This is a genomic window from Micromonospora sp. WMMD730, assembly GCF_049178955.1.
GTDB classification, from domain to species: Bacteria; Actinomycetota; Actinomycetes; order Mycobacteriales; family Micromonosporaceae; genus Micromonospora; species Micromonospora wenchangensis.
Genome location: NZ_JBMHML010000002.1, coordinates 3,566,020 through 3,581,662, shown reverse-complemented (window position 1 = coordinate 3,581,662; position 15,643 = coordinate 3,566,020). Strand labels below are relative to the sequence as shown.

At 73.3% G+C, this 15,643-nt stretch carries 15 protein-coding genes and 1 pseudogene; 6 read left to right on the top strand and 10 right to left on the bottom strand.

Annotated features, from left to right (window positions below; genetic code table 11):
* Positions 1–1,140 (top strand): LLM class flavin-dependent oxidoreductase, encoded by a 1,140-nt coding sequence (locus ACN265_RS15690; protein ID WP_421408380.1) that lies wholly within the window; start codon positions 1–3, stop codon positions 1,138–1,140.
* A 67-nt stretch (positions 1,141–1,207) separates the two neighbouring features.
* On the opposite strand, the gene ACN265_RS15685 is transcribed toward ACN265_RS15690, so the two are convergent.
* On the bottom strand, positions 1,208–1,774 hold the full coding sequence (locus ACN265_RS15685; protein ID WP_421408379.1) for a hypothetical protein: 567 nt from the start codon (positions 1,772–1,774) through the stop codon (positions 1,208–1,210).
* 170 nt (positions 1,775–1,944) lie between these two features.
* Between ACN265_RS15685 and ACN265_RS15680 the strand changes: the two are divergent.
* The 3 genes and pseudogenes from ACN265_RS15680 to ACN265_RS15670 form a co-directional block, all read left to right on the top strand.
* Positions 1,945–3,012 (top strand): annotated as a pseudogene (locus ACN265_RS15680) (PQQ-dependent sugar dehydrogenase); the annotation flags it as partial.
* Positions 3,004–3,519, top strand: coding sequence for a cellulose binding domain-containing protein (locus ACN265_RS15675; RefSeq protein ID WP_421411503.1), 516 nt, complete (start codon positions 3,004–3,006; stop codon positions 3,517–3,519). The pseudogene ACN265_RS15680 and the gene ACN265_RS15675, both read left to right, overlap by 9 nt.
* Positions 3,520–3,637: 118 nt before the next feature.
* The gene (locus tag ACN265_RS15670; RefSeq protein WP_421408378.1) at positions 3,638–5,341 is read left to right on the top strand and encodes a hypothetical protein; all 1,704 of its coding nucleotides are present in this window, start codon (positions 3,638–3,640) and stop codon (positions 5,339–5,341) included.
* A gap of 17 nt (positions 5,342–5,358) precedes the next feature.
* On the opposite strand, the gene ACN265_RS15665 is transcribed toward ACN265_RS15670, so the two are convergent.
* The 5 genes from ACN265_RS15665 to ACN265_RS15645 are packed head-to-tail and all read right to left on the bottom strand — an operon-like array spanning position 5,359 to position 11,073.
* Positions 5,359–6,774, bottom strand: a complete 1,416-nt coding sequence (locus tag ACN265_RS15665) for a DUF6297 family protein (RefSeq protein WP_420119140.1) — start codon at positions 6,772–6,774, stop codon at positions 5,359–5,361.
* A gap of 1 nt (position 6,775) precedes the next feature.
* Positions 6,776–7,393 (bottom strand): ABC transporter ATP-binding protein, encoded by a 618-nt coding sequence (locus ACN265_RS15660; RefSeq protein ID WP_204924471.1) that lies wholly within the window; start codon positions 7,391–7,393, stop codon positions 6,776–6,778.
* Positions 7,394–7,451: 58 nt separating this feature from the next.
* Entirely contained in the window at positions 7,452–8,345 is an 894-nt protein-coding gene (locus ACN265_RS15655) for a carbohydrate ABC transporter permease (RefSeq protein WP_357926679.1), read from the bottom strand.
* A 26-nt stretch (positions 8,346–8,371) separates the two neighbouring features.
* Positions 8,372–9,397 carry an ABC transporter permease gene (locus ACN265_RS15650; RefSeq protein ID WP_421408377.1) on the bottom strand — a complete coding sequence of 342 codons (1,026 nt, stop codon included), beginning with the start codon at positions 9,395–9,397 and terminating at the stop codon, positions 8,372–8,374.
* Positions 9,394–11,073 (bottom strand): extracellular solute-binding protein, encoded by a 1,680-nt coding sequence (locus tag ACN265_RS15645; protein ID WP_421408376.1) that lies wholly within the window; start codon positions 11,071–11,073, stop codon positions 9,394–9,396. Before ACN265_RS15645 ends, ACN265_RS15650 begins: the two co-directional genes overlap by 4 nt.
* Positions 11,074–11,291: 218 nt before the next feature.
* On the opposite strand from ACN265_RS15645, the gene ACN265_RS15640 reads away from it, so the two are divergent.
* The gene (locus ACN265_RS15640; RefSeq protein ID WP_420119137.1) at positions 11,292–11,822 is read left to right on the top strand and encodes an adenylate kinase; all 531 of its coding nucleotides are present in this window, start codon (positions 11,292–11,294) and stop codon (positions 11,820–11,822) included.
* A 27-nt stretch (positions 11,823–11,849) separates the two neighbouring features.
* On the opposite strand, the gene ACN265_RS15635 is transcribed toward ACN265_RS15640, so the two are convergent.
* The 3 genes from ACN265_RS15635 to ACN265_RS15625 all read right to left on the bottom strand — a co-directional run bounded on the left by ACN265_RS15635 (position 11,850) and on the right by ACN265_RS15625 (position 13,930).
* Positions 11,850–12,665, bottom strand: coding sequence for a hypothetical protein (locus ACN265_RS15635; protein ID WP_420119136.1), 816 nt, complete (start codon positions 12,663–12,665; stop codon positions 11,850–11,852).
* Positions 12,655–13,167: an RNA polymerase sigma factor gene (locus tag ACN265_RS15630; RefSeq protein WP_420119135.1), complete on the bottom strand. Its 513-nt coding sequence runs from the start codon at positions 13,165–13,167 to the stop codon at positions 12,655–12,657. The genes ACN265_RS15635 and ACN265_RS15630 overlap by 11 nt, the downstream gene beginning before the upstream one ends.
* Before the next feature lie 142 nt (positions 13,168–13,309).
* A complete protein-coding gene (locus tag ACN265_RS15625) occupies positions 13,310–13,930 on the bottom strand; it encodes a hypothetical protein (protein WP_357926664.1) in 621 nt (206 codons plus the stop codon).
* Between the two features lie 223 nt (positions 13,931–14,153).
* On the opposite strand from ACN265_RS15625, the gene ACN265_RS15620 reads away from it, so the two are divergent.
* Positions 14,154–14,768 (top strand): dihydrofolate reductase family protein, encoded by a 615-nt coding sequence (locus ACN265_RS15620; protein ID WP_421408375.1) that lies wholly within the window; start codon positions 14,154–14,156, stop codon positions 14,766–14,768.
* Positions 14,769–14,819: 51 nt separating this feature from the next.
* Here the strand turns inward: ACN265_RS15620 and ACN265_RS15615 are convergent, their stop codons facing one another.
* Entirely contained in the window at positions 14,820–15,581 is a 762-nt protein-coding gene (locus ACN265_RS15615; protein ID WP_421408374.1) for an ankyrin repeat domain-containing protein, read from the bottom strand.
* Positions 15,582–15,643 lie beyond the last annotated feature (62 nt).

Genomic DNA, 15,643 nt, shown 5'->3' with positions numbered 1-15,643 from the left:
ATGCCATCGACCGCGCTGTCCGTGCTCGACCTGTCGCCGGTGCCCGCCGGTGGCACCGTCGCCGACGCGCTGCGGCACACCGTCGACCTGGCCCGTCGGGTCGAGCAGTTCGGCTACCGCCGCTACTGGGTGGCCGAACACCACCTGGCCGCCGGGGTGGCCAGCGCCGCGCCGGCCGTGCTGATCGGGCAGGTCGCCGCAGCCACCAGCGTGCTGCGGGTCGGCTCCGGCGCGCTGCTGGTGGGGCACCGGACGGCCCTGTCGGTGGTGGAGGAGTTCGGCACCCTCGCCACCCTGCACCCGGGCCGCATCGACCTCGGCATCGGCCGGTCCGGACCGCCCCGCGCCGACGCCAGCGGCGCACCCGCCCCACCGCCGGCCGGCGCCCGGGTGGTCGACGGGCTGCTGATCCCCGCTCTGTTCTCCTACGCCCACCTCGCCGCCGCACCCCGGTACGCCCTCGCCACCGCGCTGCTGCACCAGGCCGGCGCGCGACCGCCCGGGTTCGCCGGGCAGCTCGACGACATCCTCGCGCTGCTGCGCGGCGACTACCGGGACGCCGACGGCCTCGACGCGCACGCCGTACCGGGGGAGGGGGCGGACCTGCAGGTGTGGCTGCTGGGCAGCAGCGGCGGGGAGAGCGCCCGACTCGCCGGGGCACGGGGCCTGCCGTTCGCCGCCAACTACCATGTCAGCCCGGCGACGGTGCTCGACGCGGTCACCGCGTACCGGGCGGCGTTCCGGCCGTCGGCGGTGCTGGCGAAGCCGTACGTGGTGGTCTCCGCCGACGTGGTCGTCGCCGACACCGACGCCGAGGCGCGTCGGCTGGCCACTCCGTACGGGCACTGGGTGCACAGCATCCGCAGCGGTGTGGGCGCGATCCCGTACCCGAGTCCCGAGCAGGCCGCCGCCCTGCCGTGGACCGACGCCGACCGGGAACTCGTCGCCGACCGGGTGGACACCCGGTTCGTCGGCGCGCCGGACACGGTCGCCGAGCGGCTGCGCACGCTGCGGGACGTCACCGACGCCGACGAACTGCTGGTCACCACGATCACCCACGACCACGCCGACCGGGTGCGGTCCTACCAGCTGCTGGCGAAGGAGTGGGCCCAGTCCGGCGACACCGGTCGGGCCCACTAGCGGGAGGCGTGCCCACCCCGGCCCGGCCGGCGGCACGGATCGGGGGTGTCCGGGTGGGGGTGGCGCGTCACGGCATCGTGCTGAGCAGCCCGACCTCGGGGCGCAGGACGCCGTCCTGGCCCAGCGACCGGAAGTCGGCCTCGACGGCGGCCCGATCCAGCCGGCCCGCCCGCACCGCGTGGTAGCGCACGACCGACCAGAGGAAGACGTCGAGGGTGTCGAAGCGGGTGCCGCCCTCGACGACCTCCTCCTCGTGGAACCAGAGGCCGACCTGCCCGCTGGCGAGGACCACGTGCAGGTTGCCGCCGCCGTCGGCGCCGATCGAGTAGACGTCGTCGTCGGTGAGCGTCGGCCGGTAGTCGGCGTCGAGGAGCTGGCAGTCGTTCCCGGCGAAGTCGAAGCCGTAGGACCAGTCGTGGATGTCGAGGAACTGGGGCATCCGGCCGGACCGGACCCGGCGGTCGAACGCCGCCAACGCCGTGGCGGCCGGCGGTGGCAGCCGGTCGAGCATCGGCGTCACCGGCCGGGCCGGGTCGGGCACGACGACCGGTGGGCGGTCGGCGAACCAGCGCGTGAGATCGGCGTCGAGGTCACGCTCGACGTAGCCGGTCAGGTCGTCAGGGGTGAGGGTCACCGGCGGATGCTAGCCGCTGCCCCCGACAGGCCCGCGGTGCCGGTCGGCGTCGGCGGGAGGGCCGCCGGCAGGCGTCGGGTTCGTCCACCGCTGCGGCTTTCACCGAGGTCAGGATATATTGACGCAAGTCACTTACTGCTTCGGAGGTGCCCGACGTGAGAGTCCGTTCGATGGTGGCGGCGGCGGTCGTGGCGGGGCTGGCGGCCACCGGCGTCGGCACCGCCACGCTCGCCGGGGCCGCGCCGGCCGACCCGGCACCGGCCGCCACGACCCTGGCCGTCGGCGACTTCGACTTCACCCGCCCCCAGGTGGTCGCCACCGGCCTGACCGTGCCCTGGGGGATGGACTTCCTGCCCGACGGCAGCGCCCTGACCGCGTTGCGCAACTCCGGCCAGGTGGTGCGGGTCCGTCCCGGGCAGGCCCCGGAGCAGGTGGCGCAGATCTCCGGCGTGAACGCCAGCGGCGAGGGCGGCCTGCTCGGCCTCGCGGTCTCCCCCGGGTACGCCCAGGACGGCTACGTCTACGTCTACCTCACCACCACCACCGACAACCGGATCGTCCGGTTCCGGCTCAGCGCCCCGCAGAACCAGGAGCCGATCCTCACCGGCCTGGCCCGCTCCACCATCCACAACGGCGGGCGGATCGCCTTCGGCCCGGACGGGATGCTCTACGCCGGGGTCGGTGACGCGGGGCAGACCGCCAACGCGCAGAACCCGCAGAGCCGCAACGGCAAGATCCTCCGGATGCGGCCGGACGGCTCCGCGCCCTCGGACAACCCGACGGCCGGCTCCCTGGTCTACAGCCTCGGACACCGCAACGTGCAGGGCCTGACCTGGGACGCCCAGGGCCGGCTCTACGCCGCCGAGTTCGGGCAGAACACCCGGGACGAGGTCAACCTCATCGTGGCCGGCGGCAACTACGGCTGGCCCACGGTCGAGGGCCGGGCCAACGACCCCCGGTTCCGGGACCCGCTGCTGGTCTGGACGACCGCTGAGGCGTCCCCGAGCGGCGCGGCGGTCGCCGGCAACCGGCTCTTCGTCGCCGCCCTGCGCGGCACCCGGCTGTGGACCGTGCCGCTGACCGGCACCGGCGGGGTCGGCACCCCGACCGCCGAGCTGACCGGCGCGTACGGCCGCCTGCGCACCGTCGAGTACGGGCCGGACGGCTGGCTCTGGGTCACCACCAGCAACCGGGACGGCCGTGGCACCCCGGCGTCGACCGACGACCGCATCCTGCGCTTCCCGCCGAAGGACACCACCCCGCCACCCACCACCCAGCCACCGACCACCCCGCCCCCGACGACGCCTCCGCCCACCACGCCTCCGCCGACCACGCCCCCGCCCACCACGCCCCCGCCCACCACGCCCCCGCCCACCACGCCCCCGCCCACCACGCCCCCGCCCACCACGCCCCCGGGCACCCCGCCGCCCGTCTCCTGCCGGGTCGTCTGGCAGCCCAACCAGTGGAACGGCGGGTTCACCGCCGAGGTGTCGATCACCAACCTGGGATTCTCGGTCACCAGTTGGACGTTGACCTGGTCCTTCGCGGCCGACCAGCGGATCACCAACGCCTGGAACGCGCAGGTCACCCAGTCCGGTGCCGCCGTCACCGCCCGCAACGTCGCCTGGAACGGGAGCGTGCCGCAGAGCAGCACGGTCAGCTTCGGCGTCCAGGGCACCTCCGGCGCGAGCAACCCGCGCCCGGCCGCGTTCCAGTTCAACGGGGGAGTCTGCCTGGTCCAGTGATCCACGACGGGGCCGGTCCGGGGTACCCCGGACCGGCCCCGTCCGCCGTGCCACCCGGCCCGTCCGGGCGACGCGGTCGCGTCGTCGCCGACACACCGGCGTCGGTCGAACCGGGGCAATGTGCCGGATTCGCCGACGCCGGCCGTCGTTCCGGTGGAGCCTGCGAGAGACGCGATCGCGCACGGTGCGGCGGAACGGGGTGGTCTTGAATCGAAGGTTCGTCGGGCTGCTGCTGGTGACCAGCCTGGTGCCGATGATCGAGGCCACCGTGCTGGTCGCCCTCGGATTCCGGGCCGCCCAGGGCATCCCCCCGCAGCTCACCGCCCTGTGGCCGTACGACACCTACCACGACCTGCGGTGGCTCTACGTCTACCACCGGTCGTGGTGGGAGTTCGCGCTCTGGCTGACCTACGTGCTGGTCGCCCGGGGCCTGTTCACCACCGGCCTGGTGCGGCTGGCCTGGCCGACCGGGGTGCCCCGGCCGTCACTGGGCTGGCTGCTGCGCCGCAACGTCGTGCTCGGCGTGCTGGTCGGCGGGTTCGTCGCACCCTGGGCGGCGATCTCGGTGGCGGCGTCGGTGGTCGCCCTGTCCTGGGTGCTGCTGGCGTCGCTGCTGCCGATGTTCCTGCTCGCGCCGTTCCTGCAACGGGTGGCCGTGGTGGAGCACTGGTGGCGGGGGCTGCCGTCGATCTCGCTGGTCGGCTGGTCGCTGCTGAACTTCGTGGTGCTCACCGTGGCCGGCGCGCTGTGCTGGGCGGCGCCCGGCTGGTGGACGGTGCCGGTGGCCGGGGTGGCGGGGGCGCTCAACGGGGTGCTGTGGAACCGGACCGTCCGGGCGGCGCTGCTGCCCTCTCGGGTGCGCTGGGCCCGGGTGCCGGTGACCCCGCTGGCGGCGCTGCTGGCCGTCGCCGTGCCGCTGGTCATCCCGCCGGTGACGGAACTGGTCCCGGGCAACGAGCAGTGGATCAGGACGGCGGTGCTGGAACGACCGCTGCCCGCCGCGGTCACCCACGCGGTGATCGTGCTCACCGGCTACGGCTCGGACTACGGCGGTGAGCAGCCGTCCGACCCCCGGGTGCAGCGCTTCTCCTACCGGGGGCTCGACCCCGACGGAAGGCCGCTCGCGTACCGGTCGGCGGACACCACCCGGTCGATGGCGGACAGCGTGGCGCTGCTCGCCCGGCAGGTGGAACTGCTGCACCGGCGTACCGGACGGCAGGTGGCGCTGATCGGGGAGAGCGAGGGGGCGATGGTGGCCCGCACCTATCTGGCCCGGCGGCACGACCCGGCGGTCGACATCCTCGTCATGTTCAGCCCGTTGATCTACGCCGGTCGGGCCTACTACCCGCCCCCGCACCACGACGAGGGCTGGGGGGTGGTCACCGGCTGGCAACTGCGGGCCATCTTCGGGCTCGCCGACGTCGGCGGCGGCCCGGACGAGCCGTTCATCCGGTCGCTGCTCGACGACGCGCCGTTCTACCGCAACCAGCTGATGTGTCCCGTACCGGGGGTCCGGATCGTCGCCTTCCTGCCCACCGCGACGGCTACCGAGGCGCCACCGGGGGAGTACAGCCGGATTCCGGTCTACCAGATCCCCGGCGTGCACGGTGGCCTGCTGGACCGCAGACTGCTCCAGGACCGGTTGATCGACTTCCTGATCGGCAAGCCGATCGCGCGCACCCGGGCCGAGTACCCGCTGATGCAGAGCTTCGCCGCCGCCTGGCAGGCGCCGCCGCTGCCGATCGAGGCGAACCCGGCCTGGGCGGGCAACCGGCAACCCGACCCGGCGTTCACCGGGAAGGTCTGCCTGCCGGCCCGCTGAGCGCCAGGCCGCCACCGTCACCGGGCGAGCAGTTGGACGACCACCAGCACGGCGACCAGGTCCGGGCCGCGCAGCACCTGACGGACCAGGTCGACGGGCACCATCGCGAACGGGGTGTTCACCATCGCCCCGCCGTACCGCATGGCTGGGCGGGTGCCGGCCCAGAAGGCGGCCGTCACCACCCCGAGCAGCAGCACCGCGTCGAGCGGGACGGGCACCGGCCGCAGCGCCGGCAGGGTGGCCAGATACCACACGGTGGCGCCGACACCCGGCACGACGAGGTGCGTCAGCCGCAGCAGGGTGTCGTTGCCGCCGAGGGACCGCCGCAGGCCCGCCGACCGGCTCACCGCGCGCAGCCCGCCGGTGAGCCGACCGGTCGCAAGGTACGCCAGGACCAGGTGCGCGGGACCCGCGATCGACGGCAGCGCCACGGCGACGGCGTACATGGCCAGCAGTGCCCCGGCCCAGCCGACGAGGGCGCCCCGACGGCGCGACAACCGGCGTACCTCCGCCTGCAGCAGCACCGCGAACCGGCCGCCGGCCCGCAACGGCCGGCCGCGTACCAGGCCGACCGCGCGCCACCGGCGGCTCTCCACCAAAGCGGCGAGCAGCGACGGGTCCAGCAGCACGGCGGCGGTGGTGGCGGCGTTGGCGAACTGCGCCCCGGTGGTCAGCGCCGCCCGGTCCACCCGGGGCAGCCGCCGGTACGCGTCGACGGTCGACGCCATCGCGACCGGCAGCAGCACCAGGCCGACGATGGGGGTGAGCGGCACCGGCGGCAGCGGGAGGGACCCTCCGGTGGCGTGCCCGAGCACCACCAGCACCGCGATCGCCGCCCCGGCGGCGGACAGGCCGACGCCCAACCGGCCCGCCCAGCGGGGCGTGGGGGCCACGCCCTGGGCGACGACGGCCCACCCGGTCGCGGTGGCCCCGCAGGCGAGGCCGGCCAACGCCGCCCAGCCCAGGTCGGCGGGGCGGTCGCGTCCACCGGCGTACGCGGCTGCCACCGCCAGCAGCCCCACACCCACGGTGCCGCCGCCGACCAGGCCGCCGAACCGGGGGAGCAGCCACGCCCGCCGGTCCACCGGGGAGCTGACCAGCCAGGCCTGGGCGGCCGGGGTGACCAGCAGCGGTCCGGTCAGCCGCAGGCCCCACCAGACGAGCCCGGCCCCCGCCGTCACCGCGGCCACGGCGATCCAGTACCTGTCACCCGGGTCGGTCCGGGCGACCTGCGGGGCCGCCAGGTGGTCACGGATCGCGGCGACCGCGAACCAGCCGTACAGGGCGACGAACAGGACCACGACGTAGGCGTCGGTGAGCACCTCGCCCAGCGAGCCGGGATGGTGGCGGCGGCGGGCCCGTCGCAGCCGGGCCCGCAGCTGCCGGGGCGTGGGCCCCACCACCGCCGGCGGGAAGGTCCTGGTCGACGTCACCTCAACCGCCGATCTCGATCCGCCGGTCGGCGACCGCGTCGATCAGTTCGGTGTCGTGCGACGCCATCAGCACCGCCGTGCCGGCCGCCTTCTCCCGCAGCAGCCGCTGCGCCAGCCAGGCCCGGCCCCGGACGTCGAGGCGCTGCTCCGGCTCGTCGAGGACGAGCAACCGGCGCGGGCGCACGAAGCAGGAGGCGAGGGCGAGACGGCGGCGCTGCCCGCTGGACAGCGTCGCCGGAAGCTGGTCGCGGGCCGGTTCGAGAGCCAGCTCGGCGAGGACCTCCGCGACGGGTCCGGCGGTGCCACCGTGGGCGTAGGCGAGTAGTTCGAGGTGTTCCACGACGGACAGGTCGGGAAAGAAGTCGATGTCGTCGAGGGCGGCGGCGACCGCCGCCCGGACCCGGGGGTCGGTCTCGTCGCAGCGGCGGCCGTCGAGCAGGACCTCACCCTCGTCCGGACGGTCCGCCCCGACGACGCAGCGCAGCAGGGTGGTCTTGCCGGAGCCGTTGGGCCCGACGACGACGGCGACCTGACCCGCGTCGAGTTGGAAGCGTACGTCGTCGAGGACGACCAGCGCGCCGAACCGGCGGGTCAGCCCGCGTACGGCAAGTGTGCTCACAAACGCCCACTGTCGCACGCGGGCCGGCACCCCCGCCGACCCGGTCCCGCCGCAGCGGTCAGCCCTTCACGGCGCCGATCAGCACGCCCTTGATGAAGTGCCGCTGGATGAACGGGTAGACCGCGACGATCGGGGCGACGGTGAGCACCACCACTGCCATCTTGATCGCCTCGGTCGGTGGCATGGACACCCCGGTGGTGCCGCCGGAGGTGTGCGGGGCCTGGCCGGCCAGCAGGTAGCTCTGCAGCACCCGCTGGATCGGGTACATGTCGTTGCGGTCGATGAACAGCAGCGCGTCGAACCAGACGTTCCAGTAGCTCACCGCGTAGAACAGCCCCACCACGGCGATGACCGCCCGGGACAACGGCAGCACGATCCGTACCAGGGTACGGAAGTGGCTGGCCCCGTCGACCCGGGCGCTGTCCAACAGCTCCTGCGGGATGCCCTGGAAGAAGCCCCGCACCACGACCAGGTTGAACACGCTGATCGCCGGCGGCAGGATCAGCGCCCAGATGGTGTCCTTGAGACCGAGCCCGGTCACCACCAGGTACTTCGGCACCAGCGGCGGGTAGACCAGGAACGGGATCAGGAAGTAGACCAGCAGCCAGCGGTAGCCGACCGAACGCGGCTGGGACAGCCCGTACGCGGCCAGTACGGTCACGGTCAACGCCAGCGCGCTGCCGATGACGGTGACCAGCGTGCTGATCCACAGCGCCCGGGTGACCGCCCCACCGGCGAAGATCGTCTCGTAGGCCGCGGTGTCGATGCCCCGGGGGACGACGACGAGGCCGCCGGCCTCGGCGAGGGCCTCCCGGGAGGACAGGCTGGTCACCAGGATCACCCAGAGCGGGAAGAGCACGCTGAGCACGAGCAGGGCCAGGAAGGCGGCCTTGAGTCCCTGGCCGATCCGGGTCGGTGGCTCCTCCCACACCGGCCGGCGGTCGCGCCCCACGCGGGCCCTCCGTGCGACAGTCGTGGTCATTTCGAGTAGATCCCCCGTTCGCCGAGCATGTGCGCGACCCGGTTGGCGGCCAGGATCAGGCCGAGCCCGATCGCCGCCTTGAACAGGCCGGCCGCCGCGCCGTAGCCGTAGTTCCCGGTGGCGATGGAGAAGTGGTAGACGAAGGTGTCGAGCACCTCGGCGGCCTGCCGGCCCACCGCGTCGCGTTGCAGCAGGAACTGTTCGAAGCCGACCGAGAGCGCGTCGCCCAGCCGCAGGATGAGCAGCAGCACGATCACCGGGCGCAGGCCGGGCAGGGTGATGTGCCACAGCCGCCGCCACCGGCCGGCGCCGTCGGCCGCCGCCGCCTCGTAGAGGCTGGGGTCGATGGTGGACAGTGCGGCGAGGAAGACGATGGTGCCCCAACCGACGTCCTTCCAGACCGCCTCGGCGGTGACCAGGATGATGAAGGTGTCCGGGTTGGTCATCACGTTCCACGGCTGCATGCCGGCCTCGCGCATGGTCTGCGCGAGCAGGCCGGCGCCGCCGAGCATGGCGACGAAGAAGCTGACCACGAGCACCCAGCTGAAGAAGTGCGGCAGGTAGACGACGGTCTGCACGAAGGTGCGCCACCGGGTGGACAGCAGGTTGTGCAGCATGATCGCCAGGAAGATCGGCAGCGGGAAGAAGAAGACCAGCTGGAACGCGGTGATGGCCAGGGTGTTGCGCAGCGCGTCCCAGAACGCCGAGTCCTCGAACAACAGCTGGAACTGCCCGAAGCCGATCCAGTTGCTGTTCGCGAACGCCTGCAACGGGTTGTCCCCCAGGTAGGGGTTGTAGTCCTGGAAGGCGATGACGTTGCCCAGGATCGGCAGGTAGCTGAAGACCAGCAGGACGAGGAACCCGGGCGTCACCATGAGCAGCAGCTGCCAGTCCCGGGCGAGCCGGGTGCGCAGCGGCACCCGGCGACGGCGGGCGGGGCGGCGCCCGCGTCCCGTCCCGGTGGGGCCGTCGGGCCGGGTCCGGTCGGACCCGGCCACGACGGTGGTGTCACGAGTGGTCATCGCCCGGCCTTGGGCAGGGACTTGGCGAGCAGTTCCCGCGCTTCCTCGCCCCCGTTGGCCTTCCACTCCTGCACGATGGCGTCGGCGTCGGAGAGCGGCCGGCGACCGCGCAGCACGTCGGTGAACTTGTCCTCGGTGGGCACCTGGTTGGCCTTGTACGCGGCCGGCATCTCCAGCTTCACCCCGTCCCAGGGGTCCTTCTCCAGGTACTTCACCATGTTGTTGGAGTAGGTCAGGAGGTCCGGCACGTAGTTCGGGGTCTCCGGGTACGGACCGATGGTGGGGTTGCGCCCGCTGATGAAGAAGTACTGGTTGGCGATCTCCTTGAACGCCAGGTCGGTCTTGACCGGCCCGTTCGGCGTGCTGGTGTGGTGCTTGCCCGCCTGCCCGTAGTCGCGCAGCTGCGCCTCCTGCGAGCCCAGCGGCGCGGAGCACCAGTTCATGATCCGCAGCAGCTCCTCGACCCGCTCCTTGCCCAGTCCCTTCTTGACGAAGGTGAAGGAGATCGGCTCGTCGTCGCCCCAGACCAGGGGGTCGCCGCCGGTGGCGGAGAAGATCGGCACCGGCTGGATGTTCAGCTTGGGGTTGACCTTCTGGTGCTCGGCCTGGGCACCCTGCCAGAAGCCCACCCCGTTGCGGGTGAAGACGATCGCGCCGTTCTTGGCGAACAGTTGGGCGCTGTCCGCGCCCTTGCTGGCGATGATCTCGGGGTGGACCAGACCGTCCTTGTAGATCTTGGCCATCACCTCGAGGGCCTGCCGGTACTCCGGGGTCTCGTACTTGAACTCCGGGGTCCCGTCGGCCTTGAGCCGCCAGCCCTGCTTGGAGGCCGGCACCTTGTGGTACATCTGGATCATGTCGAAGACGTTGTCGAACGCCCACACCTTCTTGGCCGGGTCGGTGACCTGCTTGGCCACGGTGAGCAGGTCGTCGAGCGACGCCGGCACCGCCAGCCCGCGCGCGTCGAGCAGGTCCTTGCGGGTGAACAGCGCCCAGGGGAACGGCCCGTCGGTCGGGTTGGGCACGGCCATCAGCCGCTCGTTCCACAGGGAGTTGCGCCAGGCGCCGGTGGGGAACGAGGCCAGCATCGGGTACGCGTTGGCCGCGTCGCCCTTGAGGTAGTCGGTGAGGTCCTCGAAGAGCACCTTGATCGCCTCGGAGAAGCGCGGGATCTTCTGCACCTCCCAGCCCGGGACGCAGAGCAGCTCCGGGACGTCCCGCGCGCCGAGCATCGCGTTGAGCTTGTCGGCGTAGGTGTTGCCGTCCTGGATGGTGAAGTTGACCGGCGTGCCCAGCTCCGCGTTGACCGCCTGGAGGTAGGCGTTCTGGGCGACCCCGGGCGGAGCCGGACCCCAGGCCGGGGTCATCGCGGTGATCTCCTTGCCGCTGGTGCCGGGCCGCTCGGTGATCGCGTCGACCAACGAGGACGGGTACTTCGTGTAGCCGTCGGGCACCGGTCGGGTGCCGATGATGTCGGGCTTGATGCTCTGGGCGAGGTCCTTCTGCGTCGGCAGCAGGCCGGCGTAGGAGTCCAGGTTCTGCGCGGCGCCGGAGCCGGCCGGCTTCTCGGAGCACCCGGCGAGCAGGGGGCCGCCGGCGATGGCGGCCGTGCCGAGGCCGACCAGGCCGAGGAAATGGCGGCGCGAGGGCGTCGAGCCGGGTTGCTGGGGTGTCATCGGTCCCCCTTGGAAAGGGCTGGTGGTGGATTCGCAGGTGGAGGTGGAGCTAGTTGGTCTGGATGTTAAACAAACTAATGGACGGCGGGAGATTCCGACAAGAGGCATCGACGCCCGCCGTGCCGACCGGCGACCGACCGCCCGCGCCCGGCGACCGTCGCGCCGGGCCGCCCCGGGCACCCCGTGCGGACCCCGTACCCGCTGCGTAGGCTGCCCGGATGAGCGCACCGTCCCGCATCCTGGTCTACGGGGTGTACGGCGCGGGCAAGTCCACACTCGCCGCGCGGCTGGCCGACCGGCTGGGACTGCCCTGGCACCCCGTTGACGACCTGCTGTGGCTGCCCGGCTGGGTCGAGGTGCCGGTGGCCCAGCAACGCGACCGGATCACGCAGATCTGCCGGGGCGAACAGTGGATCATCGACGGGGCCTACCACGGGTGGCGGGACGTGCCGCTGGCCCGTGCCGACCTGGTCGTCGCCCTCGACTACCCGCGCTGGCGGTCCTTCGGGCGGTTACTGCGCCGCACCGTCAGCCGGTTGGTGACCGGCGAGGTGATCTGCAACGGCAACCGGGAGACGCTCGGCAGCGTACTGTCCCGGGACTCGATCCTGGTCTGGCACGTCGGCGCGTTCGGCCGGGCCCGCCGCCGGATGCGGACCTGGCAGGCCGACCCCACCGGACCGCCCGTGCTGCGCTTCGACTCCCCGACGGAACTGGACCGCTGGGTGGCCAGCCTGCCCCGGCGGTGAGCGCGGCCCACCCGCGCCCCGCCGGGGTCAGCCCTGCGGCGCGGGGCCGTTGTCGACGAACCGGAACACGGTGGTCAGCGGGGCGTCGCCCAGTTCCTCGAGGATCAGCCCGCGACGGCTGGAGAACTGGAGGTACGCCGAGTTGTTGCTGATGGCGTAGGTCCGCTGACCGCCGGCCGTGCCGTCGACGGCGATCGAGAACAGCTGCCGCGGCTCCGTCGGCGCGCACGGGGCCCCTGCCACGGTGAGCGGCTGGGAACCCGACGACCGGACCTGCCAGCAGGCCAGGTCGCCGTCGGCGTCCGGTTCGGCGGTCCGGACCAGGTAGGTGCCGGAACCCTGGGGCACGAAGACGAACAGCGACCGGCCCTCGTCACCGTCGACCTCACCGAGACGGCCGTCGTCGAGCAGGGACACCGCACCCTCCGCGGCTGCGGACCGGACCAGGGCGAACCGGCGCTGCCCGAGCCGCAGCGGATCGGCGGACGCCGAACCCTGCGTCGTACCCGGTGTGGCGCCCGTCGACCCGGACGTCGGCCCGCCGGTGGCCGGGGTACGCGGAGTCGGCCCGGTGGACGGGGTCGCCGTGGGGGGCGTCGACGTCGTGGCGGGCGGACCGACGGGCAGGGTGGCCTGCGGCGGCCCCGCCAGGCGGGCCACGGCGAAACCGGCCCCCAGCGCCCCCAGCACGACGACCCCCACCGCGGCCGTCGCGACGTGCCGCTGCCGACGCCTGCGGTCGCCCCGCCGACGGACCTCGGTGACCGTGGCGAGCCGACCGGTCTGCCCGGCGTGCCGGGCCAGCCCCCGCAGGGCGTCGTCGAGCATGTCGTCAGACCCCATGGCCCCTCCCCGCCGTCGTCTGGTGTTCGTCGCCGCTCAGGTACCCGGCCAGGCCCCGGCGGCCCCGGGCCAGCCGGGTCTTGACGGTGTTCGGATTCGCCCGGGTCTCCACGGCGATCTCGGCCACGCTGAGGCCGACCAGATGGTGCAGCACGATGGCCCGGCGCTGCTCGCTGGGGATGCGCCGCAACGCCTCGACCAGCACGACATGATCGACCGAGACGGCATCGACCTGCTGGGCGACCGCCTCCCGGCGGTGGGCCCGCACCCGGTTCACCGTCTTGCGCCAGGCGCTCACCGCGATCCGGTACGCCACCTTGCGCACCCACGCCTCGGGGCTGTCGCACTCCCGCACCGTCGACCAGCGGCTCCAGGCGCGGGCGTACGCCTCGGCCACCGCGTCCTCGGCCTCGGTACGGCTGCCGACCATCGCGTACACCTGCCCCAGCACCCGCTGGGCCGACGAGGCGTAGAACGCGTCGAACTCCTCGGCGTCACGCATCGATCACGCTCTCCACCCACCCGCTCGCCTCTGGTCCCGTCCCCGCCTGCGGGCAGCCCGCCCGGCCCCGCCCGCCCCTGTCACACCCCGTTCCGGTCGGGTCGGCCTGGGCGCGGCCCCGGCCGACCCGACCGGCCCCTCGTCACCGACCGGCCGGTGCCGGCCCGTTGTCGGTGAACCGGAAACTGCTCGTCGGCGGGGCGTCACCCAACTCCTCGAGGATGAGGCCGGAACGCGCGGAGGTCCGCAGGAACGCCCCGGCGCTGCTGATCAGGTACGACGGCGTGCTGCCGGCCGCCGCGAAGATCTCGAACTGCTGGCGCGCGTCGTCGGTCCGGCAGGTGGCGGCCTGCACCACCAGCGGCTGGCTGTTGCCCGGATTATGCACCCGCCAGCACAGCGGACCGGCACTGGTCCGGGCGTACGACTTGATCAGGTACTTCCCACCGCCCAGCGGGGTCGGCACGAACAGCTGCCGCCCCTGGTCGTCGTCGACCTCGGCCAACCGTCCGGAGTCGGTCAGCGACAGGCCGCCCTCGAACGAACCGACCCGGACGATCGTGTACTGCCGGGTGCCGGTGAACCCGCGCGGGGCGGAACTCTTCTGCGGCGGAGTGGCGGACAGCCCCACCGCCACGGCCGCCGGCTTGCGCTGCGGCTCGGCCACAGGCGCGTCGGCACCGGGCCGAGCCTGGGCGCAGGCCGCCATCGTGCCGGTCAGGGCCAGCAACCCGACGCCCGCGAGCCATCGTTTCGTCGACATCGTTCGCTCCTTCTGGTGGGGGATCCCGGTCGACGTACCGGCCCGGTCGCCGCCGGTACCCGACTCACCCCTCAGGACGTCCGGAACCGCCCCCGGGTTTCATAACCCGCCACGATCTTTTTCCGAGCGGTGGTCCAGGTGTCGACCGGGGGATGGGCCGTGTCCGATCGAGGAGTTTGGGATGCTGGGCCGGTCCGGTTACCGACCCGAAGGGACCCTTCCGATGGCAAAGGTCATCTCCACGCTGTTCATCTCGGCCGACGGCGTGGCCGAGATCGACCCCGACTGGCACTTCCCGTACTTCGACGACAACATGGGGCGGGCCGTCAGCGCGGACTACGACGCCGCCGACCTGCTGCTGTTCGGCCGGGAGACCTACGACAGCTTCGCCGGGGCGTGGCCCGACCGGGAGGCCGCCGGTGGCGACGACGCGCCCTTCGCCAAGCAGCTCGGCGACCTGCGCAAGGTGGTTGTCACGCGGCAGGCGAGGGAGCTGCCCTGGCGTAACTCCGAGGTCCTGGACGGTGACCTCGTCGACGTGGTCACCGCGCTGCGCGACGACCCCGGTGTCGGCGGCGTCCTCATCCCCGGCTCGATCTCCGTGGTGCAGCAGTTGCTCGCCGCCGGGCTCGTCGACGAACTGCGGCTGCTGGTGCACCCGGTGGCGGCGCGCAAGGGCCGCAGGCTGTTCGACGACGGGGGCACCCCGTACCACCTGCGGGTGACCACGACCGAGGTGTACCCGACCGGGGTGATCCGGGTGATCTACGCGCCGACCGACGCGCCGGCGGCGGCCGGCTACGACGAGGCCAAGGAGCAGTTGGCCGCCGGGGAGTAGCCCCTGCCGGCGGAGCCGTCCCGTCGTGACGCGTGGTGGGTGGGTCCCGGGTCAGCCGGTGGCGTCGGGCGGGCCCAGCTCGGCGGCGGTGACGGCGCCCCGCGCCCGCAGCCAGCCGACCAGTTCGGTGGCGCCGCGCCGGACGGCCGCGTCCAGGGCGGTACGGTGCTCCCACGGCGGCACCCGGTTGAGCCGCGCGCCGCGTGTCCACAGGTACCCGGCGCAGGACTGCCGCCCGCCGTGGCAGGCACCCCAGAACGCCCAGTCGATCTCGTCGGTCGACGGCACGTCGTCGCCGGTGCAGGCCCGCTCCACCCGGTCGTGCAGGCCGAGCGTCGCCGCGTCGACGAGGGTGGTGCGGGCTCCCCGGACGACCAGCCGGTATGCCGCCCGCCACTGGGCGAAGGCCCGCGCGTTCGAAAGCGGCGTGCCGTCGGCGATCACGCTGCCGGGAGCTTCGATGTCGGCACCGGCGTCCAGCAGGGCGTCGACGACGTCCACGTCGTCGCAGCTGGCCGCCCAGTGCAGCGGGGTCTCCCGGTGCGGCCCGGCGAACCGGGCGTCGACGTCGGCGCCGGCGGCGACCAGCGCGGCGACGGTGTCGGCACCGCGCGGGAACCGGCCCGGCCAGTCGGTGACCACGTGCAGCAGGGTACGGACCCCGCCGACCCGGTCGACGATGCGTCCGGCGGCCAACCCCGGGTGTGCGCCGAGCAGCGACCGCAGTCGGGTCAGGTCACCGTCGCGGATCGCCCCGCTCACCGCGACCGCCAGCGGATCGTCGGCAGCGAGCAGCGGCGGATCACCGGTCATCTGCGCGACCCTACCCGTCGTCGCCCCGCAGCCGGCTGCCGTGCCCTGCCGCCCGGGCGCGT